This window comes from Bacillus cereus group sp. BceL062 (genome assembly GCF_051780025.1).
GTDB classification, from domain to species: Bacteria; Bacillota; Bacilli; order Bacillales; family Bacillaceae_G; genus Bacillus_A; species Bacillus_A toyonensis.
In genome coordinates, this window is record NZ_JBPWGY010000012.1 from 25,407 (window position 1) to 47,439 (window position 22,033).

The following is a 22,033-nucleotide window of genomic DNA, read 5'->3' on the forward strand; positions in this document are numbered from 1 at the left end:
ATTGAGGGGCATTTTTTTCCATTCTATATGGTAAAATGTTACTATCACATATTATGGGGATGGATCACATTATGTCTATTGTAACTTTAGCTCTATTATTATTAGCGGAAGTACTCGTTGCTATTATTCTCATCGGTGTTAGCATTGAAATTTGTAGTTACGGCTGGAAAAAATCAACTGGCGTCAAATATACTTGTCTCTTGCTTTCGCTCCTTCTCGGAACCGCTAGCATACTCGGACTTTTCGCTGCACCTGCCTATTTCTTTATACAACTAACAGAAAAAGGCTTATAAGGAAGGATGTTAATATATTTACCGTGAAATGTATTGATGCATCTGAAACTTGCGTATTATGTCAAAAATTTTTACACCCGAATCAAACAGTAACAGATTGTAAATACTCTTCTGACTACGAAGCAGATACCTTTCACTTAGGTGCTTTTCTAAGCGATGAACCGATTAGTATCGCTTCCTTCTCAAAAAAATATACCTTGACTTACCAACAGGTATTCATTATCGACTACGTGGAATGGCAACATTACCTAACTTTCGAAACAAACACGCTGGAAGCTCTTTAATTCAAAAAGCGTAACAAGTCTTGCAAGAGCGTAAAGCAAATATTTTATGGTGTAATGGCCGAATTACTGTAACTGACTATTACAAGCGCTTAGGCTTCTAGGAACATGGTGTAATCTTTGAAATTGAACCGATTGGCCTTCATAAAGTATTGTATATAAAAAGATATAAGAAAAGCTTTCCGCAATACGGGAAAGCTTTTCTTATATTTCAATCTTCACTTTTTATTTTTTTCATATATATGTATATAAACAAACTAGGGACTAAAAAACAAGCCAACATAATAAGTCCTGTCATACTAATTTCCTTTATCGAAATATCTGGTGTTACAATGATACAAATAGCTAAAATCCCAATAATAATACCTACCGGAATGAATAATAGTTTCATAAAATAGCTGCGTGATACTCCGCCCGTATGCTCATACACTTGCACCGAATTTTTTAAGTTTAAAAAGTTAATACCTATTATCCCGCACATAAATACCATTAATAAATCCGAAATACTTTCATATCCTGCACCTTGCAAAACATAGCGATAAAAAACAATACCTAGTATGACGATATTTTGTAAGATGAACGTTTAATGTTTTAGCCCCTCAATCATTAAACGTTCATCTTTCACGATTCTCATCCCCTCACTCCTCTTCCTCCCAAAATAAATCATTTAATGTTTTATCTACCGCATAACAAATTTTCAAACATAAATCTAAAGACGGGTTGTATTTCCCCTTCTCAATTAAACTAATCGTTTGCCTTGTAACGCCTACTTTTTCTGCTAATTTTTGCTGTGTTAAATCTAACTGAACACGCGCGACTTTTATTTTACTTACAGCCATTCATGTTCCTCCTCTACCTCAATCGTAACATATATATTCCATTAAGTAATTTATATTTTGCGTAATTAATTTAATTTTCACTTTCCCCCGCTATTTGCGGGTAATAAACCCCTCACTAATTATAGTTTCACTTTATTATACACAAAAAAGGAGCCTCTCATAAGAAGCCCCTCTTCTATATCTATATTATAAGAATAAATGACATCCAAATAAAATTGTAAATAAGTATAGTAACGGATGTACTTCCATCCCTTTCCCTTTCACAATCTTTAAGACCGGATACACTAAAAATCCGATTGCAATTCCATTCGCAATACTAGACGTTAACGGAATACCTACGAAAATTAAAAATGCTGGTAATGCATCTTCAAACTCATTCCAATTAATATCACGAATACTTTGTGCCATTAAACTACCGACAATAATTAATGAAGGAGCTGTAATAGCAGCTACACTTGATAAAGATGCAATTACAGGACTGAAAAATGCCGTTATAATTGTTAGTCCAACAACTACAATACCTGTTAATCCCGTTTTACCACCCGCAGCAATACCAGCTGACGATTCAATTGTCGCTGCTGTTGGGCTTGTACCAAAGATAGAACCTGTCGTTCCGCCAATCGCATCTGCAATAAACGCTTTACCAAAACGTTTCTCTGTATTATCTGTAATTAAACCTGCTTGTTTAATTAAACCGAGTAATGCACCTGTCGTATCAAATAAAAGTACAAGTAAAAATGAAAATACAACACCATATAATCCATACTGAATTACATCTGAAAAGGCATTGATTAGATTTGAAACGATAATACCCTCTGGTAAATGAGGCATCGCTACAATTTTATCCTCAAACTTCAGTTGCCCCGTAAAGAAGGCGATAATTCCTGTCACAATCATACTAATAAATAATGCACCACTCACACGTAATACCATTAATACCGCAGCTAAAATTAAACCAATTAAAGTTAAAATAACGGCTGGAGAATGAAAATCACCAATCGTAACTAAATTAGATGGATGATCAACGATAATTCCAGATAGACGTAATCCAATAAAAGCAATAAATAGTCCAATTCCACCTGCAATTGCATGCTTTAAACTATCAGGAATTGCGACAATTAACTTTTGCCTAAATGAAGTGAAAGATAATAAAAGAAAAATAATACCTGTTACAAATACTGCCGAAAACGCAATGACATATGTAATCCCCTCAGCCTGTTGAACAACAGAATAAGCAAAATATGCATTCATCCCCATAGCTGGAGCAATAACAATTGGATAGTTAGCTAAAAACGCCATACATAGCGTCCCAATAACTGTCGCAATAATAGTTGCCGTAAAAGCTTGATCAAATGGTACACCTGCATCAGATAATATTTTAGGATTGATGACAAGAATATACGCAAATGTAAAAAAAGTTGTGATGCCAGCTAAAAGCTCTTGCTTCACAGAAGTATTATATTTTTGTAATTGAAACATGCTTATGTACCCTTCCTACATCTGAATTATTATCACACATTCTTTTCTTACTAGTATGTGAGAAAATATAATACTTAATCTTAACAATCAATAAAAAGAAGAGTCAATATATTCTCTAATAGTGAGAATTTTAAGTTTAAGTCTGACAACTTCAGATGTAGTACAGTTCTTTTCTGATTATTTTTGTAGCATAACAGATAGAAATGTTTTATAATTTGAAATAGTTAAATATTTAGGTAGCTCATTCTACAAGGGGGATTCTTCTTATGCAGCACACAAACAAATCTGGAACTTTAAATCGAGGTTTAAAAGAACGACATATTACTTTAATGTCACTCGGTTCAGCTATTGGAGTTGGGCTATTTTTAGGATCTGCTTCTGCTATTAAACTAGCTGGTCCTTCCATCTTACTAGGTTATATGATCGCTGGACTCGTTATTTTTTTCATTATGCGAGCGCTCGGAGAAATGGCAATTGAACAACCGGTTGCCGGTTCTTTTAGTAAATACGCTAATGATTATATCGGCCCACTTGCTGGCTATATTACTGGTTGGAACTACTGGTTCTTATGGGTTGTTACTTGTATGGCTGAAATTACGGCGGCTGGAATTTACATGCAGTACTGGTTCCCAGATATCCCGCGCTGGACTTGGGCACTACTCGCTCTATTATTAATGAGCGCTTTCAACTTCTTATCAGTAAAAGTATTTGGAGAACTTGAGTTTTGGTTTGCCATCATTAAAATTGTCACAATTATCTGTATGATAGTAGTTGGAGCTGGCATTATTTTATTCGGATTCGGAAATGGTGGTATCGCTACTGGTATTTCAAATCTTTGGTCACATGGTGGCTGGTTCCCAAATGGATTTTCCGGATTACTACTTTCCTTACAAATGGTATTATTCGCTTATTTAGGCGTTGAACTAATTGGTGTTACAGCTGGTGAAGCTCAAAATCCGAAGAAAACACTCGCAAAAGCTATCGATAACGTATTTTGGAGAATCCTAATCTTTTACGTCGGGGCATTATTCGTTATGATGGCAATTTATCCATGGAACGAACTTGGTGAGAAAGGAAGTCCATTCGTATTAACATTCCAACAAATCGGCATTGCAAAAGCAGCAGGTATTATTAACTTTGTTGTATTAACAGCTGCACTTTCTTCTTGTAACGGTGGTTTATTTAGTACAGGGCGTATGCTATTTACATTGGCACAACAAAAGAAAGCTCCTGAAAGATTCGGTCGTTTAAATAAAAATGGGATTCCAAGTCAAGGAATTGTAGCAACGGCTATCGTTTTACTTGTTGGTGTTATATTAAACTACCTTGTGCCTGCAAAGGTGTTTACATGGTTAACTAGTATTTCAACTTTCGGGGCAATTTGGACCTGGGGAATTATATTAGTCGCTCAAATTAAATTCCGTAAAGGATTATCAACTGAGAAAAAAGACAAGCTAACGTATAAAATGCCTTTACATCCATTAAGCTCTTACTTCTCACTTGGCTTCCTTGCACTTGTACTATGTATAATGGCGTATTCAGAAGATACACGAATTGCATTAATCGTTGGCCCAATTTGGCTTATTGGCTTAGCTATCGTGTATTACATGAAAGGGTTTCATAAGATTGATGAAACACCTAATTCAAAGATTAGTTAAACAAGTTATCCCTTCCTTATTAATTGGAAGGGATTTTTTATTGTGTACATAAATATTTCTCAACAAAATTCACGGTATTTTTACAATTTTTTAATATTTTTTACGTTTTCTGTCTTTATTTTTTCAGAAAAATAAATTACATTATTAAAGCACATATATTTATTATTAGGGGGATTCTTCTATGAAGAATAAAAAATGGATTACATTTTCTTTAGCAACAGCAATTACACTTAGTATGGGGAGTTCGTTCATACCGTCTACTTATGCCGAAAGCTCTGTAGACCCAGCTCCTGAAATTGCTGCAAAGGTTGTAAATCAAAACAATGGGAAGAAAGTATTATTTGATAATACGCACGGTCAAACTGCAGGGACAGCTGACTGGGTTATTGATGGCGGCTTTTCTGATTTCGGAAACGGCATTGCCCAAAATGGATATCATGTAAAAGAACTTCGTAAATCAACACCTATTACATACGAAGACTTAAAAAATTACAACGTGTTTATCGTTCCAGAGGCAAATATTCCTTACAAAAAATCTGAACAAGATGCAATGTTACAATATGTAAAAAATGGCGGCAGTATCTTCTTCATTGCCGATCATTATAATGCAGATCGTAATAAAAATCGCTGGGACTCTTCTGAAGTATTTAATGGATATAGACGCGGTGCTTGGGAAAATCCCGCAAAAGGAATGTCTAACGAAGAAGCAAACTCACAAGCTATGCAAGGAGTAGAAAGTTCCGATTGGCTATCTAATAATTTTGGTATTCGCTTCCGTTACAATGCACTTGGTGATGTTTCAGCTAAAAACATTGTTTCGCCTGAACAATCATTCGGAATTACACAAGGTGTTTCAACGGTAGCAATGCATGCTGGTTCTACTCTAGCAATTACAAATCCAAAACTAGCAAAAGGACTTGTTTATCTTCCAGAAAACCCATCAAAATGGAATAACGCTGTTGATAGTGGTGTTTATAACGGCGGTGGCGTTGCAGAGGGTCCATATGCTGCAATTGCAAAAGTAGGACTTGGAAAAGCTGCCTTTATCGGTGACTCTTCTCCTGTTGAAGATGCTACGCCAAAATACGTTCGTGAAGATTCTGGCCAAACAAAGAAAACTTACGATGGTTATAAAGAAGAAAACGATGCTGTTTTACTAGAAAATATCGTAAATTGGCTATCGAAACAAGAGACATTTACAAGCTTAGATCAAGTAAACGGTTTACAACTTGATTCACCTACTGCTTTACAAACATTTGAACAACCAAGCTTATCAACAGAGCCACAACCAGAACCTTGGAGTGCCCCAAACGCTGGTTACCAATGGTTTAATACAAATACATTTAAACCTGGTTCATACGGATATAACGGCGCCGTAACAGCAAACGATTATGTGATTACACGCCCTAGCATTCTACCAAACAATGAAGTGTTCCAAATAAAGATTCAAGTAAACAACTTATTACCTAATACAACTTATAATAACTATTCTTTAGGTATCTTCACGACTGGCGGAACACAAGTAGCAAAAGTCCAAAATACAAACGGCACTTGGCCATCTACTTTCGGATATAGTAGCGCCTTCTCATTCACAACAAACAGCTTTGGTTCTGCTGAAAAAATTGTGAACGTACAACTTGATTCAAATACAACTGGACAAGCAACACTTCGTCTACGCCAAAATACAACTGCTAAATATAATGAAGCTGTAACGATTAATAAGAAGTAAAAGAAAAGGCAATCCACATGCGGATTGCCTTCTTCTCATTTCTCTTCTTTTGAGAAAAACATTCTGGAAATGACGATACCTATACTACCTACAATTAAGAATAACACTGCCCTGATCATCATTGAAACTTCTGGTAAGTCTAGAAGGAATAACTTTCCTATCGTTACTACTAAAACAACTAAGCCAGCATACAATATTTCATTCATATTTTTATTCCGTCCAAGCCAAACTGCAAATAATGCATATACCATCCATAATAACGATACTGATACGCTTATTATACTTCCATCTGTAGAAAGAACTTCACCAACTCTAGTAATTGTAATAAATACAATGACCATGAACCAATAGAGAGCTATAGAATAAACATATTTTCCAAAACTCGTTAATACATCTTTCGCTCGTTTCATGCAGTAATAAAATGTACCTATTAAAATAATATGAGCAACAAACCCAGCTGAAACAAAATGATCAAACGGGCTAAAAATCGTCTGTACCATTCCAATCGCATAAATAGTGGCACTTACATACAGTTTAATTTGTTGTTTTGCTTTAATAGAAGTAACCATACCGAGAAAACCTTGTAACAATAATACAATTGCTGCATTCACTAAACTGTACTCATATAAAATCGCTAAACTAAATGACCCCATTGCAAAACCAAATAAGAGATTTGCAAATATAGACTGTTTATTCTTCCTATATTCAAGTACAAACATAACAGTATGCACGAGTGCACTTATGACCAATCCCCACGTAGTAAAATCAGGTATTTTTGCAATAGATAAAATAAAGAAAACGGCATTTGTACTAAATATCGCTACTCTTGCTTCTTGTATAAACTCTCTCTCTGAAAACATATGCCAAAATAACAGCAAATGAATTACACCATATACAATCGTTAACTGTATTTGCAAATTCTCTACTAATATCGACATAACAGCAAAGAAGACAAACAGGACAATGGCAGCAACAACATAAGAAATCATATATAAGTACTTATAACGATTTTTCAACGCATACCATAATAAACTAAGTGTTAATATCGTCTCATATCCAAAGAAAATATAAGGATTCGGAGTCGTACTATTTAACAAGAACGGAACGAAGAAAGCTCCGACCGCTACGAAGATAGTAAGGTATTCCGATTGATACTTTTTCGCTAAATAAATCCCTAAAATAACCCATACAATATTACAGATAAACGCAATACTTGCTGGAATAAATCCATATAAATAATGTGCCGCAAACGTCGTTAAAACAATGCCTGTAATACTTCCTCCAGCTAATACTAACCCTAACGCTTGCCGCTCTCGTTTAATTTGAATATCCCCTATATAATACAAACCGATAGATAAGGCGATACCAAACACAATTCGTATCGCTGGTGTTAATAAACCAGCATCTACCCCTGCTTTAAATAACCAAATAACCCCAAGTAGCATAATACCGACAAATATACGCGGCAACCATGTTTGGCAAAACTTAATAATATTGAATGGTTCCGGTTTAAAAGCAGATATATTTACTTGTTTTTCCTCAACTTTTTGCACGGGCTCTTTGATCTTTACTACATCTTCTTGTAATTTTTCATCTATTATCGTTTCGATATATACTTTCTTTTCCTTACTAACATGTTGCTGAGCGTTTTCTACTTCTATTTCCCTTTGTTTTGCTTTCAACTCAAAAAGTGCTTCTTGCATCGTTTCAATTGTAGTTTCGAGTGCTTCTATTTTCTTATTCAAATCTTCCTTCATATGCTCCCCCCTCACCATTCATTCGAAACCTATATATTACCAATTATCTTTATCATACTCTTAGTCTATTCATTTTTAAAACTATTTTTCCAAAAAAAGAAAGGTGTTTTCCCATTATAGAAAACACCCTTTCACTTATTTGTCCTTATTTATCATGATACTAACGATTACACCAATACACACACCTACAAGAGCTGGAATGATCCATCCTACACCTTCTGTATAAAACGGAATATACTTCAATATTGGCGTCCACTGATTCGTCATCACATTTTTATTTAAAATATCGATTGCACTAAATACCGCTACAATCAAAATTGTAACAGGATATATGCACACATACTTCCCAATATATTTATGGAATAACCCTAAAATAATAAGCGTTAATGCAATTGGATAAATAAATCCAAGAATCGGTACTGAAACTTTTAAAATTTGTGTTAACCCTAAATTAGCTAAAATCATACTAATAAAGCTCAATATAAACGCCCAAACTTTATACGATACTTTTGGAAATACACTTGTAAAAAACTGACTACAAGATGTAACAAGTCCAATTGAAACACATAAACACGCAATAGTAAAAATAAGGCCTAACAAAACTACTCCGCCTTGTCCAAATAACGTCGTCATCACTTGTGCTAACACATTCGCCCCATTATTAAACGTACCTAACAAACCGCTAATTGAACCCACATATCCGAGGATGACATAAATAATAGATAATAAAAGACCTGCTCCAATACCAGCAATACTCATATATTTCGCTAAGCCTTGATCATCTTCAATACCTTTTGCACGTAAAGCATTTGCAATAACAATACCAAAGATTAAAGCCGCTAGCGCATCCATCGTTAAATATCCATCTAAAAATCCTTGGAACATAGGAACTTGTCCGTAATTTCCAGTAGCCTCTTTCACACTACCAACTGGTGTAAACATAGTTTTTATAAAAATAAGTGCAATCATACATAATAATAAAGGCGTTAAAACCTTCCCAAATAAGCCCATTAATTTAGATGGCGATAAACTTAACCAGTAAACAAAGCTAAAGAAAACGATCGTATAAACTAGTAAAACTACACTACCCGATTCTGGGAATAACTGACCTGGTCCCATTTCAAATGCTAAACTTCCTGCACGTGGTATACCAAGACCAGGTCCAATAAATAAGTACACAATACACGGAAAAATAATTGCAAATGAAGAATGTACTCTACCCGCTAACGTTTGAAAGCTTCCTGCTTTTGCAACAGCAATAACACCTAATATCGGAAGACCTGTTGCTGATATAATAAAACCTAACAGCGCAATCCACACGTGTTCTCCTGCTTCATATCCAAGGAAAGGCGGAAAGATAAGATTCCCCGCTCCAAAAAACATAGAGAATAGCATAAGACTAATAAGTAAAATTTCTTTTTTCTGTAACAATTTCATTTCTTTCTCCTTCTTCAATTTCATCTCTTGTGAAATCAATTCCACATATAGAAAAACGTGATAATCCGCTTCCTTACAAAGAAAACATAGTCCATAGTCTATCACAAAAGAAATGCCCATTCTATAGCTATTTCCCTTTTCCAATTTCTTCTGAAAAATCAACCTTTCCCCGCATTAACGGACAGTAAGACTCCCCCCTAATAATTAAGCTAATAACCGGATATCCAGTGGGAATCAAACTGCCCATAAAAGCCTGATTCGTTCAACTAATAATCATATTGGAATAAAATCTTCCAATATGATTAAAGTTTCACTTCATTGACTTATAATAGTTAATAAAGTAAAATATTAAATATACAAAATTATTAACCTTGTTTTTGTTTGTGTCAGGAGGAAAATAACATGGAATCAGCGATACAACTAGAAAAAGAACAGCAAAGAAAAAAGAAACATCCTCCAGGTTTATACTTACTCTTCTTTACAGAAATGTGGGAAAGATTTAGTTACTATGGATTACGAGGATTATTAACATTATATTTAACGACAGCTTTAGTAAGCGGTGGTCTTGGGTTTAGTCCCGCATGGGCACTCTCCATTTACGGATTTTATACTGGAGCCTGTTATTTCACACCAATGATTGGTGGATACTTAACAGACCGTTTTCTAGGTAGAAGAAAAGCCATCACAATTGGTGGTATAACGATGGCAATCGGTAACCTTACACTATTTGCCTTGCAAAACCAATTAGGCCTATACCTCGGATTAGCGCTTATTATTATCGGTAATGGATTCTTCAAACCGAATATTTCTACACTGGTTGGAGAATTATACGAAGAGAATGATCCAAAACGTGATAGTGCATTTACCATTTTCTACATGGGTATTAACGTCGGGTCATTTTTAGCTCCACTCGTTTGCGGATTTTTATCAGAAAATTTATTCAAAACAACAGTTGATGGCGTTGTACATTACGGATTCCGTTACGGTTTCTTAGCAGCTTCAATCGGAATGATAATTGGACAAATTTTATTTACAACACTATCAAATCGCTTCCTTGGTGATATCGGTAAAAAACCAACTCGCGATTTGCAAACAGCTGCTGGACAACCATCAGTAGGAGATACACCGTTAACAAAAAAAGAAAAACAACGTACCGCAGTTATCGTCATTTTAACGTGCTTCGTTGTCTTCTTCTGGGCTGGTTTTGAACAAGCTGGTAGTTCATTAACACTATATACAAACAAATTTGTAGACCGCTCTGTGTTCGGATGGGAAGTTCCAACATCTTGGTTCCAATCGGTCAATCCATTATTTATTATTTTACTTGCCCCAGTCATTTCAGCATTATGGGCAAAACTTGCAACTCGCAAGCGCGGGGATTTAAAAATCCCAACCAAAATGGGACTTGGTATGATCTTACTCGGTATCGGTTATATCATACTTGTTATCGCTACATTAAAAACAGGTAGTGACGAACATAACATTACGGAAAAAGCAAACTTACTATTTATCGTCTTTACGTATCTTTTCCATACGTTAGGTGAGCTATTCTTATCACCTGTCGGACTATCAATGGTTAGTTCTCTCGCTCCAGTAAAACTTGCTTCTTTACTAATGGGTGTATGGCTAGCAAGTTCAGGTATCGCCAATATTTTAGGTGGACAACTTGCAAGCTTCACAACTTCACTTGGATATGCTGAAGTGTTTACTGTTATCGGCGCTGTAGCGATTGTTTTAGGTTGTGTTTTATTATTAATCTCTAAAAAACTAGTAAAATGGATGGATTAAAAAAAAGATGAGGAATTTCTCCTCATCTTTTTTATGCCTTCTTACCTTTTTCTATTGCTTGCTCATACAACTCTTTATGTTCTTTATATTCACTTGGTACGAAACTCTTATAGAAGAATGAGAACCAGCTGTCTCCCTTTTTATACCCTTCTTCTCGAATTTCCGCTGCCTTTTTATTCGATTTAAATCCTTCAATAAACCATTTCTTTAAAAATTCATTTCTTTCATACTTAGCAGGAACTTTTAAATCATAGTTTTCAAACGCATACTTATATCCAGCCTTTTCTACTGCCTTTTTTGTAGACTTATAGCCTGTTTCATACGCTGTTTCATATGCCTTCACGTATACATCTTTCTCACTATTTCCAGGATTCTTTTCAGCTAGTTCCTTACCAGCCTTTTCCCCTAGTTCAGCTTGCTCTTTTTCAATTTTTTCTGTTCTCTCTTTATTTCCCACTTGGAAACCTTCTACAAAGATCGGCTTAAACTCTGGAGTAATTTGACTATCGTCCATCGTCTCTTGTGCTAAGCCCTGTTCTCTTCCTCTTTCAAAATGCGTTTTCTTCTGCTCTTCTAAAGACCAAGTAGTAGTATAAGCAGTTGTAAATGCTTGTTTATATGTATCTGATTTTCCAGCTAAATGTACTTGAACATCATTTTTCCCTGCTTTAAAATCAGTCTCTCCATTTTTTTCACCTTCAAGTTGACCTTTCTCCATATCAACTTGGCGCTTTGCTTCCTCTTGCTTACGTGCCTCTTCTGCTTTTCTTTGTTCCTCAGCTACACGTTGTCTCTCTTCTTCAGCTTTACGCTGTGCTTCTGCAGCACGTTGTTTTTCAGCTTCAGCATTGCGCTGTGCTTCTGCTTGTCTTTCAGCTTCTACAGCACCATTATTATTTGGGCTAGGAGCTGGACTCGTTACACCACTACTAGGAGCTGGTTTATTGTGATAATGATATTCCCCGTACTGTAATCCCCATTTTTCACAGTTTGTACGACACGTATGTCCACCATTCGCATCTGTACGTCCTGGATGCGCATAAGCTGAAATTGGAGCTACCAATAAAGCTATACTTGTTGTTAAAAGAAGTTTCCTCACCTGTTGTCTCACTCTTGTTCCTCCCAAAATCTAGAATTCTAACTTTATTATACATAAATAGAAGGATTTTTAAATACAAACTAAAATATTCTATTATTTCTCAACAATAGTAAAAAAGAAGGTCAACCCTTTAAAGAGTTGACCTTCTTTTTTATTTCTTCGCCTTTGTTCCTACTAAATCACCAGCTACAACATAACGCTTAGAATTATCTTTTACAGATACACATGTAATAAGCGTTATCTCATCTTTCCCATGATCTTCTACAACTTCCCATTTATCCGGAGTTACTTCAGATACACCAGTAACAGCGTACTCATATTCATTTTCATTATCATATAAATAAATTTTATCGCCTTTTTTCAAAGATGCTATATCACTAAATAAAACACCTTTTTTAGACATGTTATGCCCTGCTAGTGCGTAATTCCCTTTTCCCATTACTTGATTTTCTTTTACTGTCGCTGCACCTGATAACAGGTTTTTCTCAGTAGAAGATTTTAAAACAGGAATTTCTAATGAAACACTTGGAATCGAAATACGACCGATTACTTGTTTTTTATCTAACGATGCATTCGCTACTTCTGCCAAGTCTGGTTGATTAATTTTTGACGCATCTACAAATTCTGTCTCATGCTTTTCATAATCCATCTTTTGAACAGCTTGCACATTTTCAGTCTGTTTCTTTTCAGCCTTATATCCATCATAAAATGGCTTTCCAATTAAAACCCCACCTACAACAAATAGAAGGATTGCTACTATACTATAAATTCTTTGCTTATTCATATACAATTCCTTTCCCTTACAAAATCTTACTCTATATAAAATGATAAAATAATATTGCTATATGTACAAGTATAAGCTGAAAAGAAACCTTCTTGCCGATGCAAGAAGGTTTCTTTTTAAGCAATTTTATTTCGATATAAAGACACGTGAAAAATCGTCATCTGAATAAAGAAGATACTAAATGCAATATATATCGGATATGCAGGAACATATAGAATAACAATTGGAGAAAGAGTTAAAAACCCAACCGCACAAGGCAACACATACCATAATGACATAAATGTAGTACGACAAGCCTTTTCTGTAATTGCCTTTTCACGCTCATCTTCTTGAGGAAATAATAGTGGATACATCCAATACGAGAGCTCTTTATATTTTTTCTTTTGAATTTTATAAATAACCGTCGATACAATACCAAATGTTAAAAGTAATCCGAGCGGTATTAAACTTATTGAAACTTCAAATGGTACTCTCTTCGTTTGAATAAAATTAGCGACTTCAATAGTAAAATAATACAACTCAATAAAAGCCCAACCTGCTAATACCATTAAAAGTACATTTAGCATATAAGAAAATACAAGTCTATTCATCCTCTTTCCCCTCCTTATTTAAAACAAACACATCTTCCATCTTTAACTGGAACACATCACAAATCGTAAGTGCCAATAACAACGAAGGAACGTAATCCCCTTTTTCAATTGCAGCAATTGTTTGTCTCGTCACTCCAACCTTTTCTGCTAATACACTTTGCGAAAAATTGAAGCGAGCTCTTAATTCTTTCACTCTATTTAAAATGGTCAATTTTACCACCTCTCACCATTATTGTATGATATCCTTAACAAAATGTAAACTCAACTTAACATTATTTTTACAAAAAAATCCAACTTTACGTATTGTAAAGTTGGATTACGTGTTAGTTTAAAATTGTAACTTTAACATTTTTTCTGCCCCAATTACTAGACGAAGCTTTATCAGGCATTAAAACATCGATTTTGTGACCTTTAATTGCGCCACCAGTGTCTGCTGCAATTGCTTGTCCATAACCTTCAACATATACAGTAGAACCTAATGGAATAACACTTGGATCTACAGCAATTAATTTCATTCCTGGGTTTGCAGTTAGATTATAGCCTCCCCATGCAGAATAAACTTGTTGTCCTGGCGCATAGCCATTTTCAGCTGGATCTGCTGTATAAGCTGTTGCATGTACATATATTTCTCTTCCACCAGCAGTTGGCTTTGAAGGTTGTGCAGGTTCTACCTTCGAATTATTATTCGCAACAGGTTCAGCTGGTTTATTAGCTTTCTCTTGCTTTTGTTTTTCAGCAATTTCTGCTTGTGCTTTCACTAAAGCTTCTTGCTCAGCCTTTGCAGCCGCTTCTGCTTTCGCACGCTCTTCTGCTGCAATTCTTGCTGCTTCTTGCTCACGGGCAATCGTTTCTTGTACTGCCTTCATATTTGACTCAATTTTAGCTTTTTCTTCTGCTGCTAAATTAAGTTGGCTTGCAATCTGGTTATATTTAGCTTGAACTGCTTGTAAGTTATCTTGACGCTTTTTCAAGTTATCTTGCAAATCAGCTTGCGCTTTTGCTAATTTTTGTTTGTCTACTACTAAAGATGCTTCTTTTTCGTCAATTGTTTTCTTATCTTCTTCAATTTGACGAAGATCTTGTTCTTGTAGACGTAAAATTTCTTTATCAGCTTCTAAAATAGTAGAAACTGCATTCATACGTTGTAAGAAATCTGCAAAGTTTTTTGACTCTACAACAACTTCTACTACTAAACTTGTATTTGAACTGTTTTGAACAGAAACCATACGTTTTCTCATAATATCTTTACGAGCAAGGACTTTATCCTCTAAAACGACAATTTCATTCTTTTTTTGCTCAATCTGCTTATGTGTTTCATCGATTTTACGTTGAATAGCAGCTTGATCCTCTTTATTTTTTGCAATTGTATTATTTAAGTTATGTAGTTCGTTTTCAATACCTTGAATCTCTTTACTAACAGCTTGCTTCTCTTGCTCTTTCTTCTGCATATCTGCATCGTTTTGCTGCAATTGCTGTTGCATGTTGTTAAGTTTCTCGTCGTTTGACTCTGCTTTTACAGCGACTGTACTAGAAAGACCGATAATTCCTGCTAATACTAGACTACTGATTCGCTTAAAATAGTTCATAATCCGACTCCCTTCTTATACAGTTATACATGATTTATTTTACAGTTTGTTTACAATACTATTAAATACAGTTTATTTTTCATGACAAAAAATAGGGAATTATAAATAAAATGTAATAGATTCTTAAATATTTAACAATTCCTATATTTAAAAATTATAAAAGATGCTAAAATCCAAATATAGAGAAAATATAACTTCCAAAGGCGGTTGAAATAAATACATGTTTACTCAAAAGAAATCACTCCAACATAAAATTGATCAATTAGAAGATCGTATAAAAGAATTAGAGGCAGAATTAAAACAAAAAGATATTGAAAAACAAAATATGATTTCTTCTATCCATGACCGTGTGCAAAACGTCGTTCAAGAGCATCAACTTGTAAATAACCAGCACCATACACTCCAAAATTTAATTCAGCAATTAAACTCGTGTTTTGAAAATGTTTCAACACGTACAACAAATTCTAATGAATTAAATAGTGAAATGTTACAAAAAGAACAAAGCTTAATTCAGTCTATCGAAGAGATTATTGACTGCTCTAATGAAGGAAAAGAATCTGTTCACCGTTTACTTATTGTAATTAATAAATTAGGTGAACAATCTCAGCGCACGTCTAACAGTATGAATCATTTAAGTGAACGCTCAAAAGAAATCGAGCAAATTGTAGAAGTCATTCAAAACATTGCAGCACAAACAAATTTACTTGCGTTAAATGCAAGTATTGAAGCAGCGCGTGCTGGAGAGCACGGTAAAGGTTTCGCGGTTGTTGCCAATGAAGTAAGAAAACTAGCAGAAAGTACGGCAGAGAGTACAAAAAATATTGGCAACTTAACGAAAAAAATTCAAGAAGAAATTGAAAAAGCATACGAAAACACAAAAGATAATTTACATTTAGTCGATGAAGGTGTAGAAATGAGTGCCGATACAAACGCTAGAATCGAAAACATTTTAATTATGATTCAAACGTTACAAAATGGTGCTACAAATGTTATTCAAGCAATTGAAAACCAAAAATCTTGTAATGATGATATATTACGAGAATTTGCAAACACTCAACAAATGTTCCAAAAATTAAATACTACTATTATGAACCATATTCATGATGCTGAAAAAGTCGATGTTCAATTGACTAATGGTCTTCAAGAAACAGTATCTTCTCATTAACAATAAAAACCCCTTATATCGCTATAAGGGGTTTTTATTATATTTTGAATATTTATTTCTTCCCAATATTCATCTATATCTTTGTTATAATGGAAAAGTTGTTTCTTTAGACTAATTAACAAGGAGGATGTTATGGAACAATTTTACTACATTTTAAAATACTTAATTCTTGGTCTGTTCCAAGGACTAACAGAACCAATTCCGATTTCTTCAAGTGGTCACCTCGTTTTAGCACAACATTTGCTAGGACTAAAAATAGAAGGATTTAGCTTTGAACTACTTGTTAATTCAGCTTCATTACTAGCTGTGTTACTTATTTATAGAAATGATTTAATTCGTCTAACAAAGAATGGTCTATCTTATATATTTACAAGAGCAGAAGATGCAAAATCAGATTTCTTCTTCATTATTTACCTTGTAATTGCAACTATTCCAGCAGGTATAATTGGCGTTTTATTTAAAGATTATATCGATCAGTACTTAAAAGGTGTGAAAATGGTTGGGATTTCCCTTCTTATTACCGCTATCGGCCTTTGGATTATTCGAAACTTACGTGGACGTAAAAATGATGGCGACCTTTCTATGAAAGATGCAATCATTATCGGTCTAGCACAAGCTTGTGCACTAATCCCTGGAATTAGCCGATCTGGCGCTACAATTGTAGCAGCGATGTTACTCGGTATGAAGCAAGAGACCGCTCTTCGCTTCTCATTCTTACTATATATTCCTGTTAGTTTAGGTGGATTATTGCTAAGTATTACAAACATTGCTAAAGATCCTAATTTAGACACATTATTCGTACCATATATCGTTGCATTTATAGCAACATTTATCATGACATATATTTCTTTAAAATGGTTTATGAACATTATGGCAAAAGGAAATTTAAAATATTTCTCTTTCTATTGTATTATCGTAGGGGTACTTACTATCATTTTCTTATAAAGTAAACTTACAAATTTAAAGCGAGTCATTCTACTACACTAAGATGGCTCGCTTTTTTATACTTATATTAAGTTGAAGTGCATTATTTACTTTAAATTTTCAGAATAGTATAATATCAATTATATTCCTACTAATAAAAATCCGTCTTCTTTACTACTATTATAAAAGAGGTGTTCATATGTTTATTGTTACTAAACTAATTCATATTAAATATGGCTATGAGAATGATTTACTATATTCACTTAAACAATATTATCCATCAACTGGAACAAATGGTTTTATTAACATAGAATTTTCACCTATGCATCGTACAGATGATGGAGCAAAATATATGGTCCGTATGTTATGGAAAACACAACAAGATTACCATGCGTGGCTTTCCCAAAGAAACGAAAATGAAACTTGGAAGCACAAAATGCAAAACTATATCCTTTCTTCCAAATCCAATGCTACTTATATGCATTAAACTCCATTCGATATTCCTAATGTAAAATGATAAAAACCCTCTTACCTTTTCTCATCCAGTAAGAGGGATTCCCTTATTCATAAACTTTCTTTTCTTGACAATACAAACGAATAACATGTTTATTTTGTTGAAATACATCATGCGTTAGGCGAATAATAATAAAATTTCGTTTTGTTTGATCATCATGAACAAAAATCTGTTCTCCCTCTTGAAAACGCCATGCACTTTCAAAATTCGTAATATGATCTCCACTTACAGAAAAAAGTTCATATCGCATATCTAGTACCCTCTCTCAACTTATATAATCACAATATCCTTATATTAAATTTAGTATAACTTAATTTCGATAAAATTTGTAATTTTTTCTATTTCGAAATATTTTAACTTTGTTTTATACTCTTTTTAGCGCTATAATGATAAACGAATTTTCATTGAAAGGAGCTTCATTTTGACTGCATATTTATTTCCAGTAAAAACAGCATTTATTTTATTTCCTATTTTAGCAATGTTTCTGTTAATTCCATTTTTAATATTTAATTATCGAAAATACGGTTATTTAAATAAATGGCGCTCATTTATTTTATATTCATTACTACTCTATTTATTAAACGCCTATTTTCTTGTTATTTTGCCATTACCACAAACGTATGATACTTGTAGCCTACAACCAGCTAATACACAGCACATGCAACTCTCACCATTTTATTTCATACAAGAGATTAGTAATCATACATCGGCAATTTTAGCGAAACCAACTACTTACTTCTATTTATTAAAAGAATCTGCGTTTTTACAAGTAGCATTTAACGTTCTATTAACCGTTCCATTCGGTGTTTATTTACGTTATTATTTCCGACGGAGTTTCTTACAAACAGTTTGTATTTCTTTTTGTCTTTCACTATTTTTTGAACTAACACAGGTAACTGGACTATACGGTATATACAATTGTGCATATCGCTTATTCGATATCGATGATCTATTTTTAAACACATTAGGCGGCGTAATTGGCTTTATCATTGCACCAATATTTACGTACTTCCTTCCGAAAACAAGTGAATTAGATAGTCATGTTGATTTAGAAACGAAACCAGTCGGATTCGTTCGTCGTCTTATCGCTATGCAAATTGATTGGCTGTTCTTATCTATCGTTGTTCCTGTCATTAAAAATAAAGGAAACTCTCTATTTATTTCTAATATCCAATCTTACACAAATGTATACGAACTCCTTTTCATTACATGTTCAATCTTTATTTACTTTATTATCATTCCATACTTTACAAATGGAAGAACGATAGGAAAAGCGTTGCTTCGTATTTACATTAAAGGAAACTCAGATCGTATTACGATGAAGGAACTATTCATCCGTTACGGTATATTCTATTTCGTTTTAGGTGGAATCAATTATATTCTTTCTAGTAGCTCTATCTTAAATCTTACAGAGCCTCTAGTATTACTAGTTATACTGTTATTCCAATTCGTAATTAACGGCCTATTTATTATTCATGTTTTATTACATGTATTTAGCCGTGATAAGTTACTATTCTACGAGCATATTAGTCAAACAAGAAATGCAATTATACTAAAAAAAGCTGACAAGTAATACTTTGTCAGCTTTTTTTCATAATCGTAAATAACTTTTCTGTATAAGGGTTTAAAAACATTCCTGTTTCATCTAGTGACTTCCTCATTTTTAGAAACGAATGCAATTCTGGATATATGTTTTGTAACTTTTCGTATGTTAACGTATGCATTTTTCCCCAATGTGGACGACCTTCATATTTCAGAAAAATTTTCTCCACTTCACCAAAATAAGCAGCATACTTCATACCTTTATACATATGAACAGCAATGTATGCCGAGTCTCTTCCATACGCTGGACTAAGCCATATATCATCACCTTTCACGTAGCGACATTCAATCGGGAAGTGCACCTTATACTTTTTCTTTTCAATGAGACTTGAAATTTCTTCTACAACAGCTCTCATATGCTTTGAAGGGACACTATACTCCATTTCATAAAATGGAACCGTACGTGATGTAGCGAACACTTCATAGCTTGGGCCGATTATTTTTGTGTTTGGTACAGCCTTAGCTGATAATCGACTTACTCCTTTACTTATGGAAGGAAACCATTTACACCCTTTAGATAACAAAGAGAACATCCTATTTTCAAGTAACTCCACCTTTAGTTTATGCCATTTCAAATCATTTCCTTTACTCGTTGTTTCATTTGTAAACTTCACTTGTACTTCATTTGAATAAGGAAAAACGAAAAATTCAAAATGACGATTCTTCTTATATTCTTCTAACTTGTTCATTACAGTAGATAGTGACTGTTTTTCGCTTTTATAAACGAGCGAATATGATAGGATAACCTTTAATTTTATCTTTACGATGATACCTAGCATTCCAAGCGATAACTGAAATGCTTTCCAATATTCGACGTTCTCGGTTTCTGAACAAACTATACTCTCACCTGTTGATAAAACTGTCGTAATCTCTATAACTTGTGTTGATAAACTCCCAAAGTTAACACCTGTCCCATGAGTTCCCGTACTAATCGCTCCCGCAATAGATTGTGAATCAATATCGCCTAAATTCTCTTGTGCATAACCTTTTTCTTCAAGCAACTTCCCTAAATCATGTAACTTTGTTCCTGCCCATACTTCGGCAACCATCTTCTCTTCATCAATATTCGTAATACCCTTTAATTCATCTAAAGAAACTAAAATTTCTTCTGTTTGCACGAGAGGCGTAAACGAATGCCCTGAACCGACAACACGAATTTTCTTCCCCTTTTTTCGTGCAAGCTCTACAACTTCTATTACATCTTGTATAGTTTCTGGATACATCGTATAATGCGGCGTTCCTTCTACATTCCCTGTCCAATTTCTCCATTTTTTCCCCTCTATAGAAAGCATTGGCCATCCCCCCGATATGTTGAATACTCCCCAATAATCTTCCCTTGTTTCACACGATACAAAATTGGAAAACGCTCACATAATTCCCCAGCTTTACTATGACGAAACAATATAGAATCTCCTATATTCACTCGCTCCTCACCGTTATAATGAACGGGAGTTTGTACCTCACCAGCACCTTCTAAAGCTAATAGTTTTGCACCATCTGGTCTCCAAACCTCAGGCTCTTTATCTTTACCAACTGCGCCTGAAGCAATATATCCACCACCTAGGCAAGTATAGATAAACGGAGCTGGTTTACGTACAACTGGTAAAGCAAATCCGATAGCTGGATGAAATTGTACTTCTTTATAGTAGTCAAACAGTCTAGGGGCATAAAAAGCAGAACCTATTGTAATCTCTGAAACTGAGTTATCTTGCTCAGTTGTTTTTATACTTCCTGTTCCCCCCCCATTTACAAACCTAAGTTCAATACCAAGGTTTTGTATTTCTTTTACGATACGTCCTCTTCTTTCTTTAACTTCTAACACTGATTTCTTCTTTAAATAAGAAATTACTTTACTTTTTATCCATTGATTCGGTATATGATCTCCAACCCCAGCAATTTGAGCTTCATATCCCATTACACCATCTAGTATTAAAGATGATGAGCCCTTCACTTTTTCTACTATTTCCAAAGCGCTCCGCACATCTTTTACCGGGGATCTTTTTACACCAAAATGAAATTGTAAAAAACGGCTACTCATATCAATATCCAAACAGACACGAAAACACCCTTTAGACTTCTCTGCAATTTTTTCTAAATAAACAATATGGTCTTCACAATCCACCATACAAGTAATAATAAGCCCTTTCTTTGTTAGCAAACTAATTTCATATAAAGCCCTGTCATCATAAGCTGGATATCCTAATAATAAATCATTAAATCCTTGTTCAATTAAAAACAAAGCCTCTCTAGGTGAAAAACACATAATACCTTGAAATCGGTTGTTTGCAGCTAAAATCCGTTTCATAATTGGAACGGATCGTAATGATTTACTCGCTATCCGAATCTTTTTATCGCCACTTAGCTCTATAATCGATTGAATGTTCCTCTCTAAAGCCACTTCATCTAAAAATGCACACGGTAATGGAACTTCTTTAAAAATTCCTCGATCCACATTTTTCGCTCCTCTTCTATATATGTCTTATACATATTGGAAAAAAAGAGTGATTT

General features: G+C 34.3%; 21 protein-coding genes and 1 pseudogene. 9 read left to right on the top strand and 13 right to left on the bottom strand.

Annotation, left to right across the window (positions count from 1 at the left end):
* Positions 1-35: 35 nt before the first annotated feature.
* Positions 36-293 (top strand): DUF4022 family protein, encoded by a 258-nt coding sequence (locus tag ACS2MN_RS23910; protein WP_000926990.1) that lies wholly within the window; start codon positions 36-38, stop codon positions 291-293.
* Between the two features lie 14 nt (positions 294-307).
* A pseudogene (locus tag ACS2MN_RS23915) lies at positions 308-678 on the top strand (GNAT family N-acetyltransferase).
* 107 nt (positions 679-785) lie between these two features.
* On the opposite strand, the gene ACS2MN_RS23920 reads toward ACS2MN_RS23915, so the two are convergent.
* From ACS2MN_RS23920 to ACS2MN_RS23930, 3 genes are all read right to left on the bottom strand, one after another.
* Entirely contained in the window at positions 786-1,151 is a 366-nt protein-coding gene (locus ACS2MN_RS23920) for a hypothetical protein (RefSeq protein WP_346994866.1), read from the bottom strand.
* Between the two features lie 61 nt (positions 1,152-1,212).
* Positions 1,213-1,413, bottom strand: coding sequence for a helix-turn-helix transcriptional regulator (locus tag ACS2MN_RS23925; RefSeq protein ID WP_000301176.1), 201 nt, complete (start codon positions 1,411-1,413; stop codon positions 1,213-1,215).
* A 186-nt stretch (positions 1,414-1,599) separates the two neighbouring features.
* Entirely contained in the window at positions 1,600-2,892 is a 1,293-nt protein-coding gene (locus tag ACS2MN_RS23930) for an NCS2 family permease (protein ID WP_438894779.1), read from the bottom strand.
* Between the two features lie 266 nt (positions 2,893-3,158).
* Between ACS2MN_RS23930 and ACS2MN_RS23935 the strand changes: the two genes are divergently transcribed.
* Together ACS2MN_RS23935 and ACS2MN_RS23940 are read left to right on the top strand one after the other, a co-directional pair.
* Positions 3,159-4,550, top strand: a complete 1,392-nt coding sequence (locus tag ACS2MN_RS23935) for an amino acid permease (protein ID WP_346994852.1) — start codon at positions 3,159-3,161, stop codon at positions 4,548-4,550.
* 181 nt (positions 4,551-4,731) lie between these two features.
* A complete protein-coding gene (locus ACS2MN_RS23940; RefSeq protein WP_087949405.1) occupies positions 4,732-6,279 on the top strand; it encodes a DNA-binding protein in 1,548 nt (515 codons plus the stop codon).
* A gap of 35 nt (positions 6,280-6,314) precedes the next feature.
* Here the strand turns inward: ACS2MN_RS23940 and ACS2MN_RS23945 are convergent, their stop codons facing one another.
* Positions 6,315-8,036 (bottom strand): DUF2339 domain-containing protein, encoded by a 1,722-nt coding sequence (locus ACS2MN_RS23945; protein ID WP_000656748.1) that lies wholly within the window; start codon positions 8,034-8,036, stop codon positions 6,315-6,317.
* Between the two features lie 135 nt (positions 8,037-8,171).
* On the bottom strand, positions 8,172-9,473 hold the full coding sequence (brnQ1, locus tag ACS2MN_RS23950) for a branched-chain amino acid transport system II carrier protein BrnQ1 (RefSeq protein WP_080595720.1): 1,302 nt from the start codon (positions 9,471-9,473) through the stop codon (positions 8,172-8,174).
* A gap of 402 nt (positions 9,474-9,875) precedes the next feature.
* On the opposite strand from brnQ1, the gene ACS2MN_RS23955 reads away from it, so the two are divergent.
* Positions 9,876-11,261, top strand: coding sequence for a peptide MFS transporter (locus ACS2MN_RS23955; RefSeq protein WP_000443131.1), 1,386 nt, complete (start codon positions 9,876-9,878; stop codon positions 11,259-11,261).
* Positions 11,262-11,292: 31 nt separating this feature from the next.
* Here the strand turns inward: ACS2MN_RS23955 and ACS2MN_RS23960 are convergent, their stop codons facing one another.
* From ACS2MN_RS23960 to ACS2MN_RS23980, 5 genes are all read right to left on the bottom strand, one after another.
* Complete coding sequence (locus tag ACS2MN_RS23960) at positions 11,293-12,372, bottom strand: YHYH domain-containing protein (protein WP_087949407.1); 1,080 nt, start codon at positions 12,370-12,372, stop codon at positions 11,293-11,295.
* A gap of 139 nt (positions 12,373-12,511) precedes the next feature.
* Positions 12,512-13,144: a class A sortase gene (locus ACS2MN_RS23965; RefSeq protein ID WP_001041715.1), complete on the bottom strand. Its 633-nt coding sequence runs from the start codon at positions 13,142-13,144 to the stop codon at positions 12,512-12,514.
* Between the two features lie 116 nt (positions 13,145-13,260).
* The gene (locus tag ACS2MN_RS23970; protein WP_001081108.1) at positions 13,261-13,734 is read right to left on the bottom strand and encodes a hypothetical protein; all 474 of its coding nucleotides are present in this window, start codon (positions 13,732-13,734) and stop codon (positions 13,261-13,263) included.
* Positions 13,727-13,945: a helix-turn-helix transcriptional regulator gene (locus ACS2MN_RS23975; protein WP_000154014.1), complete on the bottom strand. Its 219-nt coding sequence runs from the start codon at positions 13,943-13,945 to the stop codon at positions 13,727-13,729. Before ACS2MN_RS23975 ends, ACS2MN_RS23970 begins: the two co-directional genes overlap by 8 nt.
* Positions 13,946-14,057: 112 nt before the next feature.
* A complete protein-coding gene (locus tag ACS2MN_RS23980) occupies positions 14,058-15,320 on the bottom strand; it encodes a 3D domain-containing protein (protein WP_001105796.1) in 1,263 nt (420 codons plus the stop codon).
* Positions 15,321-15,804: 484 nt separating this feature from the next.
* Between ACS2MN_RS23980 and ACS2MN_RS23985 the strand changes: the two genes are divergently transcribed.
* From ACS2MN_RS23985 to ACS2MN_RS23995, 3 genes are all read left to right on the top strand, one after another.
* Positions 15,805-16,485: a methyl-accepting chemotaxis protein gene (locus tag ACS2MN_RS23985; RefSeq protein ID WP_370115437.1), complete on the top strand. Its 681-nt coding sequence runs from the start codon at positions 15,805-15,807 to the stop codon at positions 16,483-16,485.
* 132 nt (positions 16,486-16,617) lie between these two features.
* On the top strand, positions 16,618-17,430 hold the full coding sequence (locus ACS2MN_RS23990; protein WP_098709918.1) for an undecaprenyl-diphosphate phosphatase: 813 nt from the start codon (positions 16,618-16,620) through the stop codon (positions 17,428-17,430).
* A 178-nt stretch (positions 17,431-17,608) separates the two neighbouring features.
* Positions 17,609-17,896 (top strand): antibiotic biosynthesis monooxygenase, encoded by a 288-nt coding sequence (locus ACS2MN_RS23995; protein WP_000471245.1) that lies wholly within the window; start codon positions 17,609-17,611, stop codon positions 17,894-17,896.
* Between the two features lie 73 nt (positions 17,897-17,969).
* Here the strand turns inward: ACS2MN_RS23995 and ACS2MN_RS24000 are convergent, their stop codons facing one another.
* Positions 17,970-18,173, bottom strand: coding sequence for a hypothetical protein (locus ACS2MN_RS24000; protein WP_001268326.1), 204 nt, complete (start codon positions 18,171-18,173; stop codon positions 17,970-17,972).
* A gap of 171 nt (positions 18,174-18,344) precedes the next feature.
* Here ACS2MN_RS24000 and ACS2MN_RS24005 point away from each other — a divergent pair, with 171 nt between their 5' ends.
* On the top strand, positions 18,345-19,496 hold the full coding sequence (locus ACS2MN_RS24005) for a VanZ family protein (protein WP_000128047.1): 1,152 nt from the start codon (positions 18,345-18,347) through the stop codon (positions 19,494-19,496).
* A gap of 7 nt (positions 19,497-19,503) precedes the next feature.
* On the opposite strand, the gene ACS2MN_RS24010 is transcribed toward ACS2MN_RS24005, so the two are convergent.
* Positions 19,504-20,817, bottom strand: a complete 1,314-nt coding sequence (locus ACS2MN_RS24010; RefSeq protein ID WP_000948666.1) for a D-arabinono-1,4-lactone oxidase — start codon at positions 20,815-20,817, stop codon at positions 19,504-19,506.
* On the bottom strand, positions 20,805-21,977 hold the full coding sequence (locus ACS2MN_RS24015) for an amino acid deaminase/aldolase (RefSeq protein WP_000373785.1): 1,173 nt from the start codon (positions 21,975-21,977) through the stop codon (positions 20,805-20,807). Before ACS2MN_RS24015 ends, ACS2MN_RS24010 begins: the two co-directional genes overlap by 13 nt.
* Between the last annotated feature and the right edge of the window lie 56 nt (positions 21,978-22,033).